Source organism: Salinibacterium sp. AL4.1 (genome assembly GCF_059767305.1).
Genome location: NZ_JBSOQK010000002.1, coordinates 64339 through 82545, shown reverse-complemented (window position 1 = coordinate 82545; position 18207 = coordinate 64339). Strand labels below are relative to the sequence as shown.

At 61.9% G+C, this 18207-nt stretch carries 19 protein-coding genes; 13 read left to right on the top strand and 6 right to left on the bottom strand.

Translation table 11 applies throughout. The features are described from left to right. Positions 1-102 precede the first annotated feature (102 nt). Positions 103-912 carry an acetoacetate decarboxylase family protein gene (locus tag ACWTV3_RS09795; protein WP_498478031.1) on the top strand — a complete coding sequence of 270 codons (810 nt, stop codon included), beginning with the start codon at positions 103-105 and terminating at the stop codon, positions 910-912. Positions 913-1037: 125 nt separating this feature from the next. On the opposite strand, the gene ACWTV3_RS09790 is transcribed toward ACWTV3_RS09795, so the two are convergent. Next, positions 1038-2384 carry a glutamine synthetase family protein gene (locus tag ACWTV3_RS09790; protein ID WP_498478030.1) on the bottom strand — a complete coding sequence of 449 codons (1347 nt, stop codon included), beginning with the start codon at positions 2382-2384 and terminating at the stop codon, positions 1038-1040. 110 nt (positions 2385-2494) lie between these two features. On the opposite strand from ACWTV3_RS09790, the gene ACWTV3_RS09785 reads away from it, so the two are divergent. Continuing rightward, positions 2495-3202 carry a type 1 glutamine amidotransferase gene (locus ACWTV3_RS09785; RefSeq protein WP_498478029.1) on the top strand — a complete coding sequence of 236 codons (708 nt, stop codon included), beginning with the start codon at positions 2495-2497 and terminating at the stop codon, positions 3200-3202. A 77-nt stretch (positions 3203-3279) separates the two neighbouring features. Here the strand turns inward: ACWTV3_RS09785 and ACWTV3_RS09780 are convergent, their stop codons facing one another. The 3 genes from ACWTV3_RS09780 to ACWTV3_RS09770 all read right to left on the bottom strand — a co-directional run bounded on the left by ACWTV3_RS09780 (position 3280) and on the right by ACWTV3_RS09770 (position 6315). Beyond that, positions 3280-3615 (bottom strand): cupin domain-containing protein, encoded by a 336-nt coding sequence (locus ACWTV3_RS09780; RefSeq protein WP_498478028.1) that lies wholly within the window; start codon positions 3613-3615, stop codon positions 3280-3282. A 63-nt stretch (positions 3616-3678) separates the two neighbouring features. After that, entirely contained in the window at positions 3679-4989 is a 1311-nt protein-coding gene (locus ACWTV3_RS09775) for a pyridoxal phosphate-dependent decarboxylase family protein (protein ID WP_498478027.1), read from the bottom strand. An 81-nt stretch (positions 4990-5070) separates the two neighbouring features. Continuing rightward, a complete protein-coding gene (locus tag ACWTV3_RS09770; protein WP_498478026.1) occupies positions 5071-6315 on the bottom strand; it encodes a cytochrome P450 in 1245 nt (414 codons plus the stop codon). A 146-nt stretch (positions 6316-6461) separates the two neighbouring features. On the opposite strand from ACWTV3_RS09770, the gene ACWTV3_RS09765 reads away from it, so the two are divergent. The 7 genes from ACWTV3_RS09765 to ACWTV3_RS09735 all read left to right on the top strand — a co-directional run bounded on the left by ACWTV3_RS09765 (position 6462) and on the right by ACWTV3_RS09735 (position 12618). Next, positions 6462-6962, top strand: coding sequence for a MarR family winged helix-turn-helix transcriptional regulator (locus tag ACWTV3_RS09765; RefSeq protein WP_498478025.1), 501 nt, complete (start codon positions 6462-6464; stop codon positions 6960-6962). A gap of 121 nt (positions 6963-7083) precedes the next feature. Next, positions 7084-8547 (top strand): aldehyde dehydrogenase, encoded by a 1464-nt coding sequence (locus ACWTV3_RS09760; protein ID WP_498478024.1) that lies wholly within the window; start codon positions 7084-7086, stop codon positions 8545-8547. Between the two features lie 2 nt (positions 8548-8549). Next, positions 8550-9461: a DODA-type extradiol aromatic ring-opening family dioxygenase gene (locus ACWTV3_RS09755; protein ID WP_498478023.1), complete on the top strand. Its 912-nt coding sequence runs from the start codon at positions 8550-8552 to the stop codon at positions 9459-9461. Next, complete coding sequence (locus ACWTV3_RS09750) at positions 9454-10332, top strand: fumarylacetoacetate hydrolase family protein (protein WP_100389798.1); 879 nt, start codon at positions 9454-9456, stop codon at positions 10330-10332. Before ACWTV3_RS09755 ends, ACWTV3_RS09750 begins: the two co-directional genes overlap by 8 nt. After that, entirely contained in the window at positions 10329-10520 is a 192-nt protein-coding gene (locus ACWTV3_RS09745; RefSeq protein WP_009774276.1) for a ferredoxin, read from the top strand. The genes ACWTV3_RS09750 and ACWTV3_RS09745 overlap by 4 nt, the downstream gene beginning before the upstream one ends. After that, positions 10520-11746: an NAD(P)/FAD-dependent oxidoreductase gene (locus ACWTV3_RS09740; RefSeq protein ID WP_498478022.1), complete on the top strand. Its 1227-nt coding sequence runs from the start codon at positions 10520-10522 to the stop codon at positions 11744-11746. Before ACWTV3_RS09745 ends, ACWTV3_RS09740 begins: the two co-directional genes overlap by 1 nt. Positions 11747-11802: 56 nt before the next feature. After that, positions 11803-12618, top strand: coding sequence for a carbon-nitrogen hydrolase family protein (locus tag ACWTV3_RS09735; RefSeq protein ID WP_498478021.1), 816 nt, complete (start codon positions 11803-11805; stop codon positions 12616-12618). Here the strand turns inward: ACWTV3_RS09735 and ACWTV3_RS09730 are convergent. Further along, positions 12615-12878 (bottom strand): helix-turn-helix domain-containing protein, encoded by a 264-nt coding sequence (locus tag ACWTV3_RS09730; protein WP_498478020.1) that lies wholly within the window; start codon positions 12876-12878, stop codon positions 12615-12617. The genes ACWTV3_RS09735 and ACWTV3_RS09730 overlap by 4 nt on opposite strands. A 68-nt stretch (positions 12879-12946) precedes the next feature. Here ACWTV3_RS09730 and map point away from each other — a divergent pair, with 68 nt between their 5' ends. Then, on the top strand, positions 12947-13717 hold the full coding sequence (gene map, locus ACWTV3_RS09725) for a type I methionyl aminopeptidase (protein ID WP_498478019.1): 771 nt from the start codon (positions 12947-12949) through the stop codon (positions 13715-13717). Here the strand turns inward: map and ACWTV3_RS09720 are convergent. After that, complete coding sequence (locus ACWTV3_RS09720) at positions 13714-14916, bottom strand: aminotransferase class I/II-fold pyridoxal phosphate-dependent enzyme (protein WP_498478018.1); 1203 nt, start codon at positions 14914-14916, stop codon at positions 13714-13716. The genes map and ACWTV3_RS09720 overlap by 4 nt on opposite strands. A gap of 94 nt (positions 14917-15010) precedes the next feature. Between ACWTV3_RS09720 and ACWTV3_RS09715 the strand changes: the two genes are divergently transcribed. The 3 genes from ACWTV3_RS09715 to ACWTV3_RS09705 all read left to right on the top strand — a co-directional run bounded on the left by ACWTV3_RS09715 (position 15011) and on the right by ACWTV3_RS09705 (position 18139). Beyond that, positions 15011-15565: a hypothetical protein gene (locus tag ACWTV3_RS09715; RefSeq protein WP_498478017.1), complete on the top strand. Its 555-nt coding sequence runs from the start codon at positions 15011-15013 to the stop codon at positions 15563-15565. Between the two features lie 134 nt (positions 15566-15699). Further along, the gene (locus ACWTV3_RS09710) at positions 15700-16356 is read left to right on the top strand and encodes a PKD domain-containing protein (protein WP_498478016.1); all 657 of its coding nucleotides are present in this window, start codon (positions 15700-15702) and stop codon (positions 16354-16356) included. Between the two features lie 160 nt (positions 16357-16516). Then, positions 16517-18139: a S1C family serine protease gene (locus tag ACWTV3_RS09705; protein WP_498478015.1), complete on the top strand. Its 1623-nt coding sequence runs from the start codon at positions 16517-16519 to the stop codon at positions 18137-18139. Positions 18140-18207: the final 68 nt, after the last annotated feature.

Here is an 18207-nt window from a genome sequence, read left to right as displayed (position 1 = left end):
TCCGAACGAGTTGCGTTCAACAATGGCGAAGACAGGGTCTCTTAGTCAAGCGTTTTGAGAAATTCATTCGGATACGAACCGTTTTGGGCTACACTCTGGCGCATGACCGAACTCAATGGATTCCTTCCTCCACTCACTCCGCAAGGGTCGAGTTCGCTCGTGCCGAAGATGCCCTGGTACTACTCGGGAACGCTACTCACTGTCGAGTACTTGACCGATCCAGCCAACGTACGTGCGATCCTTCCTGACGATATTGACCTCGCTCCCGAGCAACCTGGCGCCGTAGCCATTGTCTGGGCCGACTGGCAGTCCTGCAGCACAGGCGGCCTCGAACTGCTCGACCCCGTGCGCGCCCAGTACCTCGAAGCGTTCATGGTGGTGCGCTGCTCCCACAAGGGCATCGTCTACAGCCGCTGCGTCGCCATCTGGGTCAACAAAGACTTCGCTATCGGTCGCGGTTGGTTCCAGGGCTACCCCAAGAAGCTCGGCAACATTGCCGTTACGCGAGTCTTCAACAAGGGAAAGGCCACTCCCAAGCTCGAGAACGGCGGCCAGTTCGGTGCCTCCATCGCGGCCTACGACCACCGCCTCGCTTCTGCCGTGGTCACGTTGCGCGAGCCCGCCGAAAGCAATGGCTTCGTCAATGGCCACAAGATGCTGCACAGCCGCTTCATGCCCTCCATCAGCAAGGACGGCGGCATGTCGCTCGACCAGCTCATCACCATGGGCGGCACGGATGTCGAAATCGGTGAGACCTGGAAGGGCGACGCTGAACTCCACCTCGGTGACTCGCAGTGGGATGAGTTGCACTCGATCCTTCCCGTGCAAGAGATTCTCGGCGGGTACTACCGCGAGATCGGAGTCACCTTCAACGGTGGCGAACTCGTAGAAGACCGCTCACAGGCGATCTAAGCGCCCGACTGCGGCAGCCGGCATCCGCTCGCTGCTGCAGTCGACACTGCCGCTCACAGCGGCACACAGAAAAGCCCCGCCGATTCGTTCGGCGGGGCTTTTCTGTGTCGTAGACCGTTACCGGCTTAGTAGTCGGCGAAGTACTCGTCGATCTCCCACTGGCTCACGTCGCGAGTTGCCTTATCTGAGACGGCATCTTCGTAGCGCATCACTTCGTCACGCTTGAGCACGGTAAATACGTCGATGACGGTGCTGCCCATGGTCTCGCGCATCACCGTGTCGGCGTCGAGAGCGTCGAGGGCGGTGTCGAGGGTCATCGGCAAGATCGGTGCCGACTCGTCTTCGTAAGCCCAACCCGCGACCGCTGCAGGGGCCGTGAGCTTGCGCTTGATGCCATCGAGGCCGGCAGCCAGAGTGGAGGCGATGAGCAGGTACGGGTTCGCCGCCGGGTCGCCGAGGCGAACTTCCAGTCGCGTGCCCGCGCCGCGCTCGGGCGGAACCCGCAGCATCGCGCTGCGATTGTCGTGGCCCCAGTTGGCGCGGTACGGCGCCAGAGTGTCGGGGCCGAGGCGCTTGTAGGCGTTGACGGTGGGGTTCGAGAGCGCCGCGAGTGAGCCAGCGTGTTCGAGGATGCCGCCGATCATGTGGCTGGCCATCTCTGAGAGCCCAGAGCCGCCATCCGACATGATGTTGTTGCCATCTTTGTCGACGACCGAGAAGTGCAGGTGGAATCCGCTGCCACCCTCGTCGTCCCAGGGCTTGCCCACGAAGAGGGCGTGCTTGCCGGTGCGAGCGACGATGTCGCGCACCGCAGTCTTGAAGAGGAAAGTGCGGTCGGCGGCATCCAGTGCCTCGCTGTGCCAGAGGTTGATCTCGTACTGCGCGGGGCTGAATTCGTGGTTGCCAGCGAAGACGCCGATGTCCATGCCGTCGAGCATGCGCATGAGGTTCAAGAATTCTCCGCCGGGGTCGACGTGTTCACCCGTGGTGTAGACGCGACCGGTGCGGCTGAGGCTGCGGCTCCAGCCGTTCTCTTCGTCGTAGTTGGCGATGTAGAACTCAAGTTCGGGGCCCACGGTGGGGGTGAGGCCGAGGGCGGCGTATTCGGCGATGACCTTCTGCAGTACCGAGCGGGGTGCGATCTGGCTGACGCTGTGGTCGGGGTTGAAGGCGTCGCCGATGACGAGGGCAACTCCGGGCTCCCACGGCATCATCGTGAGGGTGTTCGGGTCGATCTGAGTGAGAAGGTCGGGCAGTCCAGACGACATGATGTCGTTTCCGTCGAGTACGCCACCGCCGGTGGTGGTTACCCAGACGCCCTGGCAAAACAGGGGAGACTTCGCGCGGTGCAATTGGCTGACGAGAAGATCTTTGGAGCGGGTAATTCCCAGCACATCCGGAAAGATCAGGCGCAGAACATCAATCCCTTTTGCCTGCAGGTCTGTCTGGAGTGCTGCTATGTCGAGAGTCATTCTTCCTCCGAAAAATAAATCGTTCGGCACTGAACGATTAGTGAGATACTAAGCCACATAGCGGTGTGGCTGTCCACTCATCGCGAGAAATTTACCGGAAAGGTACACAGATGAGAGCCCTCTTGGTGCAACACGATCACGTCACCGCCAGCGGTCTAGTGGGCGATCGCCTGCGGGAACGTGGCTTTGAAATCGACGAGATCATGGTTGTCACGGAAGAGAATTTTGAGAACCCGAACGTTAATTTTGAATTTCCGGATGTCTCGGGCTACGACCTCGTCGTCCCGATGGGAGCTCCGTGGGGCGCCTGGGATGACGGCTGCATTGGCAACTGGCTGACTCCAGAATTGGAGTGGGTGCGCTCCACCATCGAGGCGGACATCCCGGTGTTGGGCATCTGTTTCGGTGGCCAGCTCATCGCGCGAGCGCTCGGAGGCACGGTTGCCCGCGGCGCTCAATCAGAAATCGGTTGGAAAACGATTTACAGCGACGACACCTCGCTCGTCTCGAACGGACCCTGGTTTCAGTTTCACTATGACCAGTGGACGATGCCCGAAGGCGCCGTTGAAATCGCCCGCAACCCGATAGCGCCGCAGGCATTCACTTACGGCCGCAGCTTGGCTGTGCAGTTTCATCCCGAACTCAACTCGGACATTTTGGAGGGCTGGCTCGATCAGGGCGGCATCGATGAAGTGATCGCGAGCGGGCAGAATCCGGCGATCATGATCGCTCAAACCCGTGACGAAGAAGGCCGTGCCGCCGAGCGGACCGCGGCACTCGTGGATGCCTTCCTCGACCGCGTCGCCAAGCTCGGCTAGCGAGCTACGTGCCGGCGTGCAGCCGAGTAGGAGCAGTCGAGTAGGCGAGCAGCCGTGCAGGCGTGCAGGCGTGCAGCCTATTGAGCTTTCACCACTGTCAGCAGAAAAGCGCAGTCTTCGAGCGCATCCACCGCATGAACTTCAGCGGGAATCGGCATGAGATCTCCGGCTGTGCCGTGCCACGACTCATCGGTGGTGCGCAGCGTAATGCTGCCCGTAAGAACCTGAAGGGTCGCTTCGCCGGGGCTTGAGTGCTCCGAGAGGCCTTCACCGGCCCGCAAAGCCATCACTGTCTGCCTGAGCTGGGCATCGCGCCCACCACATACCGTCACGGCGCTTCGACCGTTGTTCGAGGCGAGAGCGCTCGCCAGTTCCATTGCGGCAAGCTCGGTCAAAGAAACAGTGGTGTTCATCTCGTCACGCCCTTCGTGCACGGTCGGCGTCATCGCCGTGGGGCAAAGCTACCGCAGTGTGCCCTAGCGCAGGGTCTCCAACGCCGCCATCACCTTGGATGCTTCGGTGTCAGGGTTCACGAATGCTAGCCGCAGCACAGTCTGGCCGCGCCATTTCGTCGGCACGCAGAGAATTACGCCATCGTGCGCTACCTGCTTCGACCAGGCGGAATATTGTTCTGCCGTCCACCCGGTACGCACAAACAGCAGCACTGAGAGCTCGGGCTCACGCACGAGTTCAAGGTAGTCCGTCGCGTCGATTGCGCGGGCGACTTCGCGAGCGGTCGACACCGAGGCTTCGATCGCGTCCCGATACTTGTCGGTGCCGTGGGTCGCAAGGCTGAACCACAGCGGGAGCCCGCGCACGCGCCGCGAGAGGTGCAGAGCGAGCTCGCTGGGGTTCCACTCGTTGCGGTCGATGGCATCCAAATAGCTGGCGTGCTGAGAATGCACGGCCCGGGCAAGCTCGGGCTCACGATAAATTAGCGCGCAGCAGTCATAGGGGGCAAAGAGCCATTTGTGCGGGTCAACGATGAAGCTGTCCGCTCGTTCGATGCCATCGAAGACGTGGCGGATACTCGGGGCGGCGAGCCCCGCACCACCGTAGGCGCCGTCAACGTGCATCCAGACACCGAACTCTTCGCAGACGTCGGCAATGTCGGCCAGATCGTCGACGAGGCCCTCGTTAGTTGTTCCGGCGGATGCGACCACCGCAAACACGTTCGGGTGCTGTTCGAGAACGGTGCGCAGCGCTGCCCCGGTCATGTGTCCGCGGTCATCGATGGGCACGTCAACCCGGTCAACGTCGAGCGCTTTCGCGGCCGAGTTGATCGACGAGTGAGCGTTGGAGGTGTACGCCAGTTGCCAGCCGCCAGCAGGGCGACCGCCCCGACGTGTCTTGGCGGTTTCGCGGGCTGTCATGAGCGCCGAGAGGTTGCCCGAGGTGCCGCCGGAGACGAATGTGCCGCCAGCGGTCTCAGGCCAATCGAGCAGGCCGATGATCCACTGCAGTGCTTGGTTCTCGGCAAAGACGGCGCCAGCACCGGACTCCCAGAGCCCACCAAAAATGTTGGCAGAACTGGTGACGAGGTCGAAGGCGACGGCCGCCCGAGTGGGCGCGGCGGCGATGTAAGCGAGGTTCAGCGGGTCATCTTGAGCCCGCGTTGCTGGCTCGAGAATCTCGTCGAAAATCCGGAGCGCTTCTGCGCCGCCGATACCCTCCGGGCGGATCGCTTGACCAACCGCTGCCGCCAGATCGGCCGCAGGCCGTGCTGTCGAGAACGGATCGGTTTCGCGGACCATTCTTTTGGAGGTCCAGTCGAGGGCGAGCTGCACTACTTCAGTCTCGTCGCCCCATACCGCGTGGGGTCTGCCTTGTGGGCGTACCTCACTCATGCAACTACCTCGCTCATGTGCCTACTTTGCTAATTCGACGCGTACCGGGAGTCGTTTGATTCCGTTGACGAAGTTGCTGCGCAGACGGTCAGGTTCACTGAGCTTCGTCATTCCCGAGATTCGGGGCAACAGGTTCTCGAACATAATACGGATCTCAAGGCGCGCCAGTGAGTTTCCGAGACACATGTGCGGGCCACCGCGACCGAATGCCATGTGCTCGTTCGGGTTACGGGTGACATCCATCTTGTAAGGATCTTCGAAGATCTCGGGGTCACGGTTTCCGGCGGCGAACCACGTGACAACCTTTTGGCCTTCCTTGATGGCCTGACCATTGATTTCGGTGTCCTTCGTCGCAGTGCGACGGAAGTGGTAAACCGGGCTGGCCATGCGCAGGAACTCCTCAACAGCCCATGGAATGAGCTCGGGCTTCTCTTGCAGAAGTGCCATCTGGTCGGGGTTGTCCATGAGGTAGTTCATGGAGTGCGTAATGGTGTGGCGTGTGGTTTCGTTGCCGGCAACGACGAGCAGCAAGAAGTAGCTGTTGAAGTCGCGCTCGCTGAGCTCTTGGCCGTCCATCGGGGTCTGGTTGACGAGGCGAGACACGAGGTCGTTGCCGTCTTTGCCGCGACGCTGGTTGGCGAGGTCGTTACCGTACTCGAAGACCTCTCGAGCAGCGGGAGAGCGGAAGGGCAGAAGACGGAACTCTTCACTCGCGGCGGAGCTTGCGAGTACGTCAGCGTGTTCCGGATCGTCGTTTCCGATCATCCGGTTGCCCCAGTCGATCAGCTTGTAAATGTCGGTGTCAGGCACGTCGAGCATTTTGGCGAGAACACGGATCGGGAAGTCGGCGGCCACTTGGTCGACGAACTCGAACTCAGGGTTCGCGAAAGCGGCATCGAGGGTGCTGGCGGTGAGGCCGCGGAGGAAGGTTTCGTAGCCGGCGACTGCGCGGGGAGTGAACTCGCCCTGCATGAGGCGGCGAAGCGCGCGGTGACGAACACCGTCGGTCTCGAGCATCGACTTGCGGGCTTCAATTTGTTCGTCGTCGAGCTCTTCGAGGTTGACCGTACCGCGCTCGCTGGAGAAGGTTTCGGTGTCACGGAGCACGGACACGATGTCGTGGTACCGGGTGAGCGACCAAAAGCCGTGGTTGGGTGCCGGTTCCTCTGACCAGTGCACCGGAGCCTCTGCCCGAAGCTTGTCGAACACGTTCCAGGGTGTGCCATTTTCGAACAGATCTAGGTCTGCCAGGGTGACGTTCGCCATTGAAGTCAACTCAATCCTCCGTGGGTTGTTTGGATACAAACAATACGGTACCCGATCAAGTTTCCGCGAGTATTCGCGTCAAATCTTTCTGGGTGGCAGGGGTTCGATAGAGTAACCGCAGCTAAACGCGAGCGAGGGGACCCTCCGTGGCCGGACCACACACACTGACTGAAACCGAACGCCAGGTGCAGGCGAGAGTCGGCGGCCTGCCGCTCGACTACTCCGCGATGGCTGTTGCGTCGAACCTATTTCGTGCTGCGAACGCCGTGCGCAACCACTTCGAGCGCACCGTGCTCTCAGAGCACAACCTGTCGTGGACGGCATTCGTGGTGTTGTGGGTTACATGGATCTGGGAGCCCATCGAAACTCGCCAAATTGCACTCGAGGGCGGATTCTCTAAGGCCACTCTCACGGGAGTGCTCACGACGCTCGAGCGCCGCGGCTGGTTGACGCGCGAGCGTAGCGATGCCGATGGGCGTCTTGTCGTTGTGAAGCTCACCGACCGTGGTCGCGAACTCATGACTGAGTTGTTCCCGGCCTTCAACCTGCAAGAGCAGGCAGTGACGGGCCCGGTCGCGCCGGAGCGCCGCGAGGAACTTGCCGACATGCTGCGCCTCATGACGGCAGGCGTTGAGCCCAAGCCCTAGGTAATTCAGCTTTTTTTAGAGTTCTGTCGTCTCCAACGCTTGTTTGGGGTCGAATCACTCGCTAAGGTAAGTCATTAGCATCCGAATGACTTAACGGCGAGCGATTCGAGACGGGACAACTATGACCAACGTTCAAGTAGCCGGAGTGACCGTCGATACGCGGCACTTCATCAATGGAGAACGCGTCGCCTCAGACGAGACGTTCACCAACACGTCACCGATCGACGCCAGCCCCCTCGGAGAAATCTCCCGCGGCGGCCAGCGCGAAGTCGACATGGCTGTTGCTGCCGCTCGTGCAGCATTCCCCGGATGGGCTGCCACCAGCCCGAAGGATCGTGCAGCCATCATGCACAAGATCGCCGACCTCGTTGAAGAGCGCGTCTCTGAACTCGCCAACGTTGAGACGATGGACAACGGTGCGCTCCTCCGCAGCCACCTGCGCGGTGTGATGCCGCGCGTGGCCCACAACTTCCGGTTCTTCGCTGACTATCTCGTGAACGACCTCGGGCATCCGGACTTCGACACTCGCGGCCACAACAACCACGTCTCGTGGGACCCTTCGGGGGTCGCCGCGCTCATCACGCCGTGGAACGCGCCGCTCATGCTCGCGACGTGGAAGATCGCCCCGGCGCTCGCCGCGGGCGACACGGCTGTACTCAAGCCGGCCGAATGGACGCCGCTCACGGCATCCCTCTTCGCGGACATCACCGCTGAGGCGGGCCTTCCCGCCGGAGTCTTCAACGTTGTTCAGGGCTACGGCAAAGAAGCGGGCGCTTCGCTCGTTGCCCACCCCGACCTCAGCCGTATTTCGTTCACCGGTTCGGTACCGACGGCTAAGTCGATCGCTCGTGCAGCAGCGGACAATCTCACCCCCTGCAGCTTCGAACTCGGCGGCAAAAGCCCCTGCATCGTTATGGAAGACGCCGACCTCGAGTTGGCGGCGACCCTGGCGGTTGAGCAGTACGACAACGCTGGTCAGGTCTGTCTCTCTGGCACGCGCATCCTCGTTCACGAGAACATTGCGGATGCCTTTGCCGAAGCGTTCAAGGCCAAGGTCGCGAGCCTGCGCCAGGGTGACCCTCGCGATCTCGAGACTGACATTGGGCCGCAGGTTCACCGCGTGCACTTCGAACGCATCAAGGGGTTTGTAGACCGCGCGAAAGACGGCGGAGCCAACATCGTCTTCGGCGGTGAGCCCAACGCAGAGCTGGGCGGGCTCTACTTCTCGCCGACTCTCGTCAAGAACCCCGAGGTCGACAGCGAAATCGTCACGCAGGAGGTCTTCGGGCCGGTGCTGACGATGCAGACCTTCACGACGGATGACGAACTCGTCGCCATGGCGAACGGCACCGAATTCGGTCTCGCCGCCATTCTCGTCTCGGGCAACCGCGAGCACGCCGACGTTATCGCCAAGCAGCTCGTCGCCGGAACGATCTGGGTCAACTGCTTCTTTGTGCGCGACTTGCGCGCACCTTTCGGTGGTTCCAAGAAGTCAGGTGTTGGCCGTGAGGGCGGCACCTGGTCGTTTGATTTCTATGCAGATGTTAAGAACACGGTGGTTTCACCGAATGGATGGAAGGAATAGTCATGGGAGAAGTAGTTGGCGCTGGGCTGATCGCCCACGTACCTACAATCATGTTGCCCAAAGAGATCCGTATGGAGCTTAATGAGGGTAAGGACTCAACGCTCGTTGAAGGCCTCGAACGACTCCGCAAGGACTACTTCGAGAACGACGACTACGACACTGTTGTCGTGCTCGACAGCCACTGGGCGACCACGGTTGAGTTTGTCGTCACGGCGCACGAGCGTCGTCACGGCAAGTTCACGTCAGAAGAGCTGCCGCGCGGCATGAGCGGTGTTCCGTACGACTTCATCGGTGACCCCGAGCTCGCGAAGCTCATGGGGGAGCAGGCCGAAAAGAACGGCACCTGGATCACTCCGATCGACGACGAGTACCTGCCGATCATGTACGCCACGATCAACCTGTGGGAGTACCTCGGCAAGGGCCTTCCCGACAAGAAGTGGGTTAGTGTCTCGATCTGCCAGACCGCGACTGACGAGGACTTCCTTCGGGCGGGGCGCGCTATCGGCGAAGCGATTGCCAAGAGCGATCGTCGAGTCATCCTGCTCGCATCGGGTGCTTTGTCGCACACGTTCTTCAAGCTGCGCGATTTGCGCAAGCACGAGATGGCCGATCCGGCCCACATTTTCTCGGATGCCGCCCGCGAGGCAGACTACGAACGTCTCGACTGGTTCAAGGCTGGCGACCACGCTCAGGTGCTAGAAACCATGCCCGCGTTCCAGAAGGTGCGCCCCGAGGCCATGTTCGGCCACTGGCTCATGACCGCGGGTGCGATTGGTGAAGAGAGCTGCACCGCTCCCGGCGTCATGTACAGCGAGTATGAAAATTCGATCGGCACCGGTCAGGTGCACGTCTGGTTCCCGAAGCCCGAAGGTGGCTTCCCGAAAGCTAAGGATGTGGTCCTTTCTCGTGACTGAGTTCCGCAGAGTACTTCTTGATGGATACCCGACGCAGGTTACGCGTCACGGCGATGTTCTCGTCGCCGGCGATGGCCGCGAGGTCGGAGTTGACGAGGCAATTCACTTGCCACCGACCGAGCCGAGCAAGATCATTGCCGTGCACTTGAACTACGCCAGCCGCACCGAAGAGTTCATGACCAAGCTGCCCGCAGCGCCGACCTACTTTCAGAAGCCGGTCACCGCCCTCAACACTCACAAGGGTGATGTCGTGCGCCCCGAGGGCTGCAAGTGGTTGAACTTTGAGGGTGAGATCGTCATCGTGATCGGCCGTACCTGCCGCAACGTGTCGCCCGACCAGGCCAGCGACTACATCGCCGGCTACTCGATCGGTAACGACTATGGTCTGCACGATTTCCGCGACACGGATGCCGGTTCCATGCTTCGAGTGAAGGGCAGCGACACGCTCGCGCCCGTTGGCCCCGGTCTCGTGACGGACTGGGACTTCCGCGGCAAGCAATTGCGCACCATCGTGAACGGTGAGGTCAAGCAAGACGACAACACCGACAACATGGAGTGGGACATGAACTACCTGGTCGCCGATATTGCACGCACGATCACGCTGAGTCCCGGCGACATGCTGTTCTCGGGAACACCCGCGTTCTCTCGCCCAGTTCAGCCTGGCGACGTTGTTGAGGTCGAGGTTGAAGGCCTAGGCAAGCTGACGAACCGTATCGTTACTGGCCCGACTGCCATCCGCACCGACGTGGGGGCACAGCCCACAGAGTCCGAAGAGGTAATGTCGACGGCAATGGGTGGCGACTGGGAGTTCCGAGGAATTCGGACCCCGTCGAAGGATCTCTACCCGTCGAAGATTGAGGAAAAGCGATGATCAAAATCGAAGTCGACATGAACCAGTGCCAGCACTATGGCCAGTGCGTGTTTGAGGCTCCCGACAACTTCAAGCTCAACGATGACGACAAGCTCGAGTACGTGGCCGAAGCGCCCGACTCGGAGCGCGACAACATTGAAGCCGCTGTTGATGTGTGCCCGATGCAGGCCATTCGAATCGTCGAATAGTGGCTGAGGCTAACCCCGCCGCACCGGTCGTTATTGTCGGTGCGGCGATGGGTGGGCTGCGCGCGGCGGAGTCTCTTCGCCGTTCGGGCTACACCGGTGCTATCCGCGTGGTTGGTGAAGAACTTCACGCGCCCTATAACCGTCCGCCCCTCTCTAAAGAGGTGTTGGCCAGCGAGGTCACCCACGAGGCTGTGGCGTTTCCGTCGCGTGCCGAAATGGGCGACGTCGAGTGGATGCTCGGAGTGCGGGCAACCGCGGTCGACCTCGATGCGCACACTCTCACCACCGACGATGGGTCTGTGCAGGAGTGGCGTGCTCTGGTTATCGCGACGGGCCTGCGAGCTCGCCGCTTGGATTTTGCTCCGATCGCCGGTCGTCACGTTGTCCGGTCGCTGGATGACGCGATGGCTCTGCGCGCCGAACTCACCGAGGGCGCGCGCGTTGTTGTCGTCGGCTCGGGCTTCTTGGGCTGCGAACTGAGCGCCACCGCTCGCAAACTCGGCTGCGAAGTCACTATTGTGACGCCGAGCGCCGAGCCGATGATGCGTCCGCTGGGCGACCTCGTGGCGAAGGAAATGCGCCGTCGTCTTACCGACGAGGGCGTGGAGATTTTCTCCGGCGTGAACGTTGCTGCTATCCACGGCGAGACGGCAGTTGAGTCTGTTGAGCTGAGCGATGGCCGCGTTATCGAGGCCGATGTCGTGATCGAGTCGGTCGGCTCGCACTGCAACATCGAGTGGCTCGAAGGAACGAACCTCGACGTCTCTGACGGAATGCTCGCCGACAATGCGATGCGCGCTGTCACGACTGACGGTCGTGCTCTCGATGACGTTTACGTTGTGGGCGATATCGCTCGCTTCCCGAACCCCATGTTCGATGACGTTGCCCGTCGAATCGAGCACTGGAACATCCCGACCGACACCGGCAAGCGTGCGGGCGCCGTGCTCGCAGCGCACCTCGCCGACGACGGATCATTCGCCGATGTGGTGGCTAAGCCTTTCGCTCCGATGCCGTCGTTCTGGTCGAATCAGTTCGAGATCAAACTGCAGGCTTACGGTCTGCTGGGCTTGGTGTCGGATGACGACATCCGTGTGCTTGAGGGAGACCTCACCGACCAGGCTGCCGTTGGTTACTACCGCGACGGCCGTCTTGTCGGTGTACTCGGAATTGGCATGAAGGCCGCGCTGCTGCCGTACCGCAAGCAGATTGCGGAGGGCGGCGCGTAGCCGTATTCGCACCGTTGTCTCTGGGCAGTGAGGAAGCGGGGTCGTAGGCTGGGCTTATGACTCCCGCTTCGACCATCGCCGTTGCCCAGTTCGTTCCTGGCCATGATCGCGATGAGAACATCGCGCGGATCACTGAGCTCGCTGAGCGAGCCGTTGAGCGTGGCGCGAGTTTTGTGATCTTTCCGGAGTACTCGTCGTACTTCACCGCCACGATGGGCGAAGACTGGGTCGCCGCCGCCGAGCCGCTTGACGGCCCCTTTGTGCAGGCGCTGACCTCGCTCGCGCAGCGCTTGCGGATTCATGTCGCTGCGGGCATGTTGCAGTCGAGCGAGGAAGATAACCGCTTCTGGAATACCCTCGTCGCGATTGCTCCCACCGGCGCCATTGTCGCGACCTATAGCAAACAACATCTCTACGACGCGTTCGGGCAGCGCGAATCCGACTGGGTCATTCCCGGGTCGATTGGCGCGCCGCAGACCTTCGCCTGGGAGGGTTTCACGGTCGGTTTGCAGACCTGCTACGACATCCGTTTTCCCGAGGTGTCACGCCGGTTGGTGGATGCCGGGGCCAACCTCATCGTGGTGCCCGCCGAGTGGGTGCGTGGTCCGCTCAAGGAGTACCACTGGCGCACGTTGCTCACGGCACGGGCGATCGAGAACACCGTCTTTGTCGCCGCTGCCGACCACGCCCCACCGATTGGTGTCGGCAACAGCATGGTCGTCGACCCGATGGGTGTTGAGCTTGTGACGATTGGGGAGCGCACGGATGTCGCTGTCGCTCACATCGAGCACGCTCGCCTGGACGAGGTGCGGGCGACCAACCCGGCGCTATCGTTGCGTCGCTATGGAGTTCATCCGCTCGAGGAGCGTTAGGCCGAGCGCCGCTGTTCCGGTTCTCGAACTTCGGCCCAGACCTCATCGAGAGAAAGCCCAATAACGTCGGCGACGGCCGCGATGGTGGGGAATGCCGGGGTCGCGATGCGCCCCGTCTCGATTTTGCGCAGTGTTTCGGGCGAGATGCCCGCGGCAAGAGCGGTGTCGAGGATCGACCGTGTGCCGCGCCCGCGCCGCAGCGCCATACCGAGGCGTTTTCCGCGGTCGACTTCAGAGGGGGAGAGCGGCAATCGGACCATGCGTCGATTCTATACCGGGATAGTATGGCCGGTATAGTTATCTGAAATATTCTGGTGTGGAGGCGTCAATGATCGAAATTCTTAGCCCCGGAGAGCTGCTTCGTGCGCGGGAGACGGGGGCTCTGGTCGCCCACATTTTGCAGACGTTGAAGGGTCGAGCGAAGGTCGGCACTAACCTGCTCGAGATTGACCGTTGGGCTCAGTCGATGATCTTGGAGGCGGGGGCCACCTCGTGCTACGTCGATTACGCACCGTCGTTCGGGCGCGGCCCGTTCGGGCACTACATCTGCACAGGGGTGAACGACGCGGTGCTTCATGGGCTGCCCCACGACTATGCGCTCGCAGAGGGTGACCTTCTCACTCTTGACCTTGCGGTGATTCTCGACGGCGTCGCGGCAGACTCGGCGATCAGTTTTGTGGTGGGGGAGTCACAGCCCGCCGAGAGCCTCGCACTGATCGATGTCACGCAGCGGGCGCTCGTCGAAGGCATCGCAGCGGCACGACCGGGCAATCGCATTGGCGATATTTCCCACGCTATCGGTACGGTGCTGAGCGAGGCCGGGTACCCCATCAACATGGAGTTCGGCGGTCACGGCATCGGCTCCACGATGCATCAGGATCCTCACGTTGCCAACAATGGCCGGCCAGGTCGGGGCTTCCCGCTTCGCGCAGGAATGCTGCTGGCGCTCGAGCCATGGGTGATGGCCGACACTGACGAACTCGTGACGGATGCCGATGGCTGGACTTTGCGCAGTGTGACCGGTTGCCTCACGGCTCATAGCGAGCACACGATCGCCATCACCGACGATGGTGCAGAAATCTTGACCGTCGTTCGCTAGTTGCGCAGCTTCATCCCAGAAAGCTGAGCCGCTGCACGATCGAGTACGTCGGGCTTCTTGCAGTAGGCGAAGCGGATGAGCGTGTTGTAGTCGCCGTGGTTCGCCGGATGCACGAATGCAGTCACGGGGATTCCGACGACTCCGCTGATCTCGGGGAGGACGCGGCAGAAGTCTGCAGCGTCCGTGACACCCAGTGGTGCGGCATCCGCAATGATGAAGTAGCCGGCTTGAGGCGTGGTGACGTCGAAACCTGCGCTGCGCAGCCCGGCGCCGAGGGTGTCGCGTTTGCGGGCGAGGCCGCTAGCAAGGTCGGTGAAGTAGTTGTCGGGCAGCCCGAGTCCGGTCGCAATGCCCACTTGCAGCGGTGCACCGTTGACGTAGGTGAGGTACTGCTTCACGGCCATGATGGCTTTGAGCAGTGGTTGGGGCGCGGTAATCCACCCAATCTTCCACCCGGTGGTGTTGAACGTCTTGCCGCCGCTGGAGATGCTGATCGTTCGCTCGAATGCGCCGGGCAGGCTCGCGACAGGAATGTGTTCGTTGCCGAAGGTGATGTGTTCGTACACTTCGTCGGTCACGATGAGCGCGTCGTGTTTGTGGGCGAGTTCGACGACTAGTTCGAGCGTCGCCCGGTCGAGCACGCTTCCCGTGGGGTTGTGCGGACTGTTAAGAATGATGAGGCGAGTTCGCCCGCTGAAAGCGGCCCGGATGTCGTCATGGTCGGGCTGAAAGTCGGGGGAGCGCAGCGGCACCGTCACATGGGTAGCGCGCGCATAGTTGATCATGGCCCCGTAGGCGTCGTAGAACGGCTCGAGGGTGATGACCTCATCGCCTTCGCTCGTGAGGGCGAGGATCGTGGCGGCGAGGGCTTCGGTGGCTCCGGCGGTTGCGAGCACTTCGGTGTCGGGGTCAACGTCGATGCCGTAGAACCGCTGCTGATGCTCGGCGATCGCGTTGCGCAATACAGGGAGCCCGTTGCCGGGCGGGTACTGGTTGGTGCCGTCGCTAATGGCCTTGCGGGCGGCATCCAGCACTTCGATGGGGCCGTCTTCATCGGGGAAACCCTGACCCAGGTTAATAGCGCCGCTGGTGACGGCGAGGGCCGACATTTCGGCAAAGATTGTTTGGCTCAGCTGCCCATCGGCGCCGAGCAGCATGGCGCCATTGGCGGCGCGTTCCCAAGATCCGGTGACTGTCATCGTGCGCCAAGCCTAACTACTTGCGGGGCCGGATGCCGCGTCTGGTTGTGGAAAGTTGAGGGCCTGAACCCTGCCGGGTGTTTAGCGTCGTTGTATGCGGCTACCGAACCTCGTACGCGCCTCGGTTGGCGTGCTCCTCTTAGTTGTACTGAGCGGATGCACGCCCTCCGATGCCATAACCTCACCCGAACCCACTGCAACCTTCGTTGCGCCCTACGCGACTGACGAAGAGGCGCTCGCCGCGGCTGAAGCGGCCTATGCGGAGTACACCCGGATTTCTGGCGAGATCCTTCGTGACGGTGGGAAAGACGCCGAGCGGATTTTCGAGATCGCTGTGGGCGATTTCGCGCAAGAGAACTTTGATGGAATGGAGAGCCTTGAAGAACGAGGTGGCTACAGCACCGGTGTCGCGACCTTTGATCAGGTCGAATTGCAGCGATATTCGGCAACCGGCGGCGACAAGGAAATCATCACAATCTATGTATGCCACGATGTCTCGGCAGTCGATGTCTTGGACTCAGCTGGAGTCTCGGTGGTACCCGATGACCGCCTTGACCGCAGTCGTATGGAGGCGACCTTCGACTTTGACCGGCTTTCGAACAGCCTGAAAATTTCGAGCCGTGAGAACTGGCCGGATCCTGAATGCTGACAGGGATGTTCAAGCGAGGAACACTCGCGCGTTCGCTGTTGCCAGCAGCGATCGGGCTAGGGGTCCTCGCGGGCGCGACTGAACTTGACGCCTACACGGATCCACCCGCAAACGCGCAGGTGGGGAACGGGGAGGTGAAGCTCGAGTCTTCAAACAGTTACCCCGGCTCCAACGTCGGGTCCGGGGGTTCCCCTGTCTTCGGCGTTGGCTTCGGCGGCGGCGAAGCACAGACCGAAGACGAGAACTGGTGCATCATCCCGCGTGTTCCGTGCTTGATGCCTGAGCCTGCTGAGGTGGCCGCCGCGGGGCCCATCTCAATTTCAGACATCGCCACATTCCGCCCGCAGCCTCCGACCGCAGCGATGCAGCCGAACCAGTGGATGGTTGTCGGCCTCGACACCAATTTCTATGCCACCGCATCCACCCATGTTGTTGACGGCACCCTCTTCGGTGGCACCGCCCAAGTGCGGTTCACGCCCGTTGGCTACAACTGGGACTACGGCGACGGCACCACAGCAAACCTCAGCAACGCGGGAACCACCTGGGCTAAATACAAGATCGCAGAATTCGATGCGACGCCCACCAGCCACATCTACGATCAGCCCGGCGAGTACACCATCACCCTCGCCGTCACCTACGCCGCCGAGTTCCGGGTAGCCGGCAGCAGTTGGCAAAACGTCGTCGGAACCCTCACCATCGTCGCCCCGCCACTCACCGCCACAGCCGGCCACGCCACCACCGTGCTCGTCGATCAAGACTGCAACGCAAACCCCACCGGCATCGGCTGCTGAACCCAACCTGAACGCCGCCCAACACAAAAACCGCACAAAGCCGGGAGTCCCGCCACCATCTCCACAAATCCTCTGGTCAAGCGCGCAGCCAGCCCACAGGCGAACTAAATAGAATGCACAGGTTCGCGGTGGAGGCTAGCACCGCTGAAAGGAGCACACCATGACCGAGGTCCCCGAAGAACCCACCGCCAACAACACACCCGACAACAGCACCGCACCCAGCACACCCGAAACACCCGCTGCCGCACCCACCGCAGCAAACACGGCAGAAAATGCCGCCGGCGCCAACAATGCGCCCCCACACGTTTCCTCCACCGACGCAGCAGACGCTGCCCCGGTCGAGACCCCGCCCACCGCCGACAGCGCCATCACCCCAGAAACCCCGCCAGCCTCGGCTCAAGCTCCGGCTGAAGCGCCCGTCGCTGCAGCAGTCGCCCCCGCCGAAGCAACCAGCCCCACGGTGCACGCCGAAGCGGTGACTCACGATCACGCCACAGCAGCTCCCAGTGCTCCCGGAGCAGCCTTCGGCGCCGCAGCAACAGCAGCGCCCGCTGGACCTGCAGCGCCAGCCAAAAAGCCTCGCCTCACCCTCGGTCTCGTCGCCGGCTTCGCGATCGTCGCCCTCCTGGGCGGAGCCTCCGGCGCCGGCGTCGCGCTGTGGGCTGTCGGCAACCAAGCGACGTCGGCAGTGAGCGGAACAGCGAGCCCCGCATCCATCACCGTCAACGACCCCGGTAACGCCACCCTCGTCACCTCCGTCGTCGCCAAAGCAGCCCCTGCCATCGTCACCATTAACGTGACCGGCCAGAGCAGCGGCGGTAGCGGCTCAGGCGTCATCATCAGCGCAGACGGCAACGTCATCACCAACGCCCACGTCGTTACCCTCGACGGTGAAGTCGCCGACCCCAAGGTCACCGTCACCACCGCCGACGGTCGCCTGCTCTCCGCAACCGTGGTCGGCTTCGACCCGATATCCGACATCGCCGTCATCAACATCGACGACGCAAGCGACATGCCCTTCATCAACATCGCCGACTCCAGTGAACTCAACGTGGGAGACAGCACTGTGGCAATCGGCGCGCCCCTCGGCCTCTCCGGCACTGTCACCAGCGGAATCGTGAGCGCACTCAACCGCAGCATCACGATCGCATCTTCGGCTCTCCCCGAAGATCCCGAAATCAGCCCCGACGCGCCTGATGACAGCGAAGCGCCCGACCTGTGGAACTTCGACCTGTTCGGAGAAAACGGTCAAGGTAACGGCCAAAGCTCTGCCACTCAAGCCAGCGTTGCTCTCGCCGTCATCCAAACTGACGCCGCTATCAACCCCGGCAACTCCGGTGGTGCACTGTTGAACTCCGATGGAGAACTCATCGGCATCAACGTGGCCATCGCATCCTCCGGCGGTAACGAAGGCAGCATCGGTGTTGGCTTCGCGATCCCGTCCAACACGGCTAGCCGTGTCGCTAACGAGATCCTCGAAACCGGAACGGCAACGCACGGCCTCCTCGGAGCATCCGTCGCTGACGTCACCGACGACCCCGCCCAGAGCGACGCTGAAGTAGTCGGCGCGAGCATCGTCGGCATCTCTGACGGCGGAGCAGCAGCGGATGCCGGACTCCAGATCGGCGACATCGTCACCGGCTTCGACGGACTGCCCATTACCAACAAGACCGACCTCACCGCCCAGGTGCGAGCATATGCAGCCGGTGAAAGCGTTCCCTTGACGTACGTCCGGGACGGTAAGGGATACACCGTCGACGTGACCCTCGGTTCACTCCAGTAACCGAACTAACCACGCATGCGGCGTGCACGGGCCCCAAAGCTCGTGTACGCCGCATACGTGTGTATCCG

Coding starts and splice junctions, on each gene's coding strand:
- ACWTV3_RS09745 (WP_009774276.1), top strand. CDS start 10,329: ATGATCAAAATCGAAGTCGACATGAACCAGTGCCAGCACTATGGCCAG.
- ACWTV3_RS09780 (WP_498478028.1), bottom strand. CDS start 3,615: ATGAACACCACTGTTTCTTTGACCGAGCTTGCCGCAATGGAACTGGCG.
- ACWTV3_RS09730 (WP_498478020.1), bottom strand. CDS start 12,878: ATGGTCCGATTGCCGCTCTCCCCCTCTGAAGTCGACCGCGGAAAACGC.
- ACWTV3_RS09735 (WP_498478021.1), top strand. CDS start 11,803: ATGACTCCCGCTTCGACCATCGCCGTTGCCCAGTTCGTTCCTGGCCAT.
- ACWTV3_RS09770 (WP_498478026.1), bottom strand. CDS start 6,315: ATGGCGAACGTCACCCTGGCAGACCTAGATCTGTTCGAAAATGGCACA.
- ACWTV3_RS09795 (WP_498478031.1), top strand. CDS start 103: ATGACCGAACTCAATGGATTCCTTCCTCCACTCACTCCGCAAGGGTCG.
- ACWTV3_RS09755 (WP_498478023.1), top strand. CDS start 8,550: ATGGGAGAAGTAGTTGGCGCTGGGCTGATCGCCCACGTACCTACAATC.
- ACWTV3_RS09790 (WP_498478030.1), bottom strand. CDS start 2,384: ATGACTCTCGACATAGCAGCACTCCAGACAGACCTGCAGGCAAAAGGG.
- map (WP_498478019.1), top strand. CDS start 12,947: ATGATCGAAATTCTTAGCCCCGGAGAGCTGCTTCGTGCGCGGGAGACG.
- ACWTV3_RS09715 (WP_498478017.1), top strand. CDS start 15,011: ATGCGGCTACCGAACCTCGTACGCGCCTCGGTTGGCGTGCTCCTCTTA.
- ACWTV3_RS09785 (WP_498478029.1), top strand. CDS start 2,495: ATGAGAGCCCTCTTGGTGCAACACGATCACGTCACCGCCAGCGGTCTA.
- ACWTV3_RS09720 (WP_498478018.1), bottom strand. CDS start 14,916: ATGACAGTCACCGGATCTTGGGAACGCGCCGCCAATGGCGCCATGCTG.
- ACWTV3_RS09760 (WP_498478024.1), top strand. CDS start 7,084: ATGACCAACGTTCAAGTAGCCGGAGTGACCGTCGATACGCGGCACTTC.
- ACWTV3_RS09705 (WP_498478015.1), top strand. CDS start 16,517: ATGACCGAGGTCCCCGAAGAACCCACCGCCAACAACACACCCGACAAC.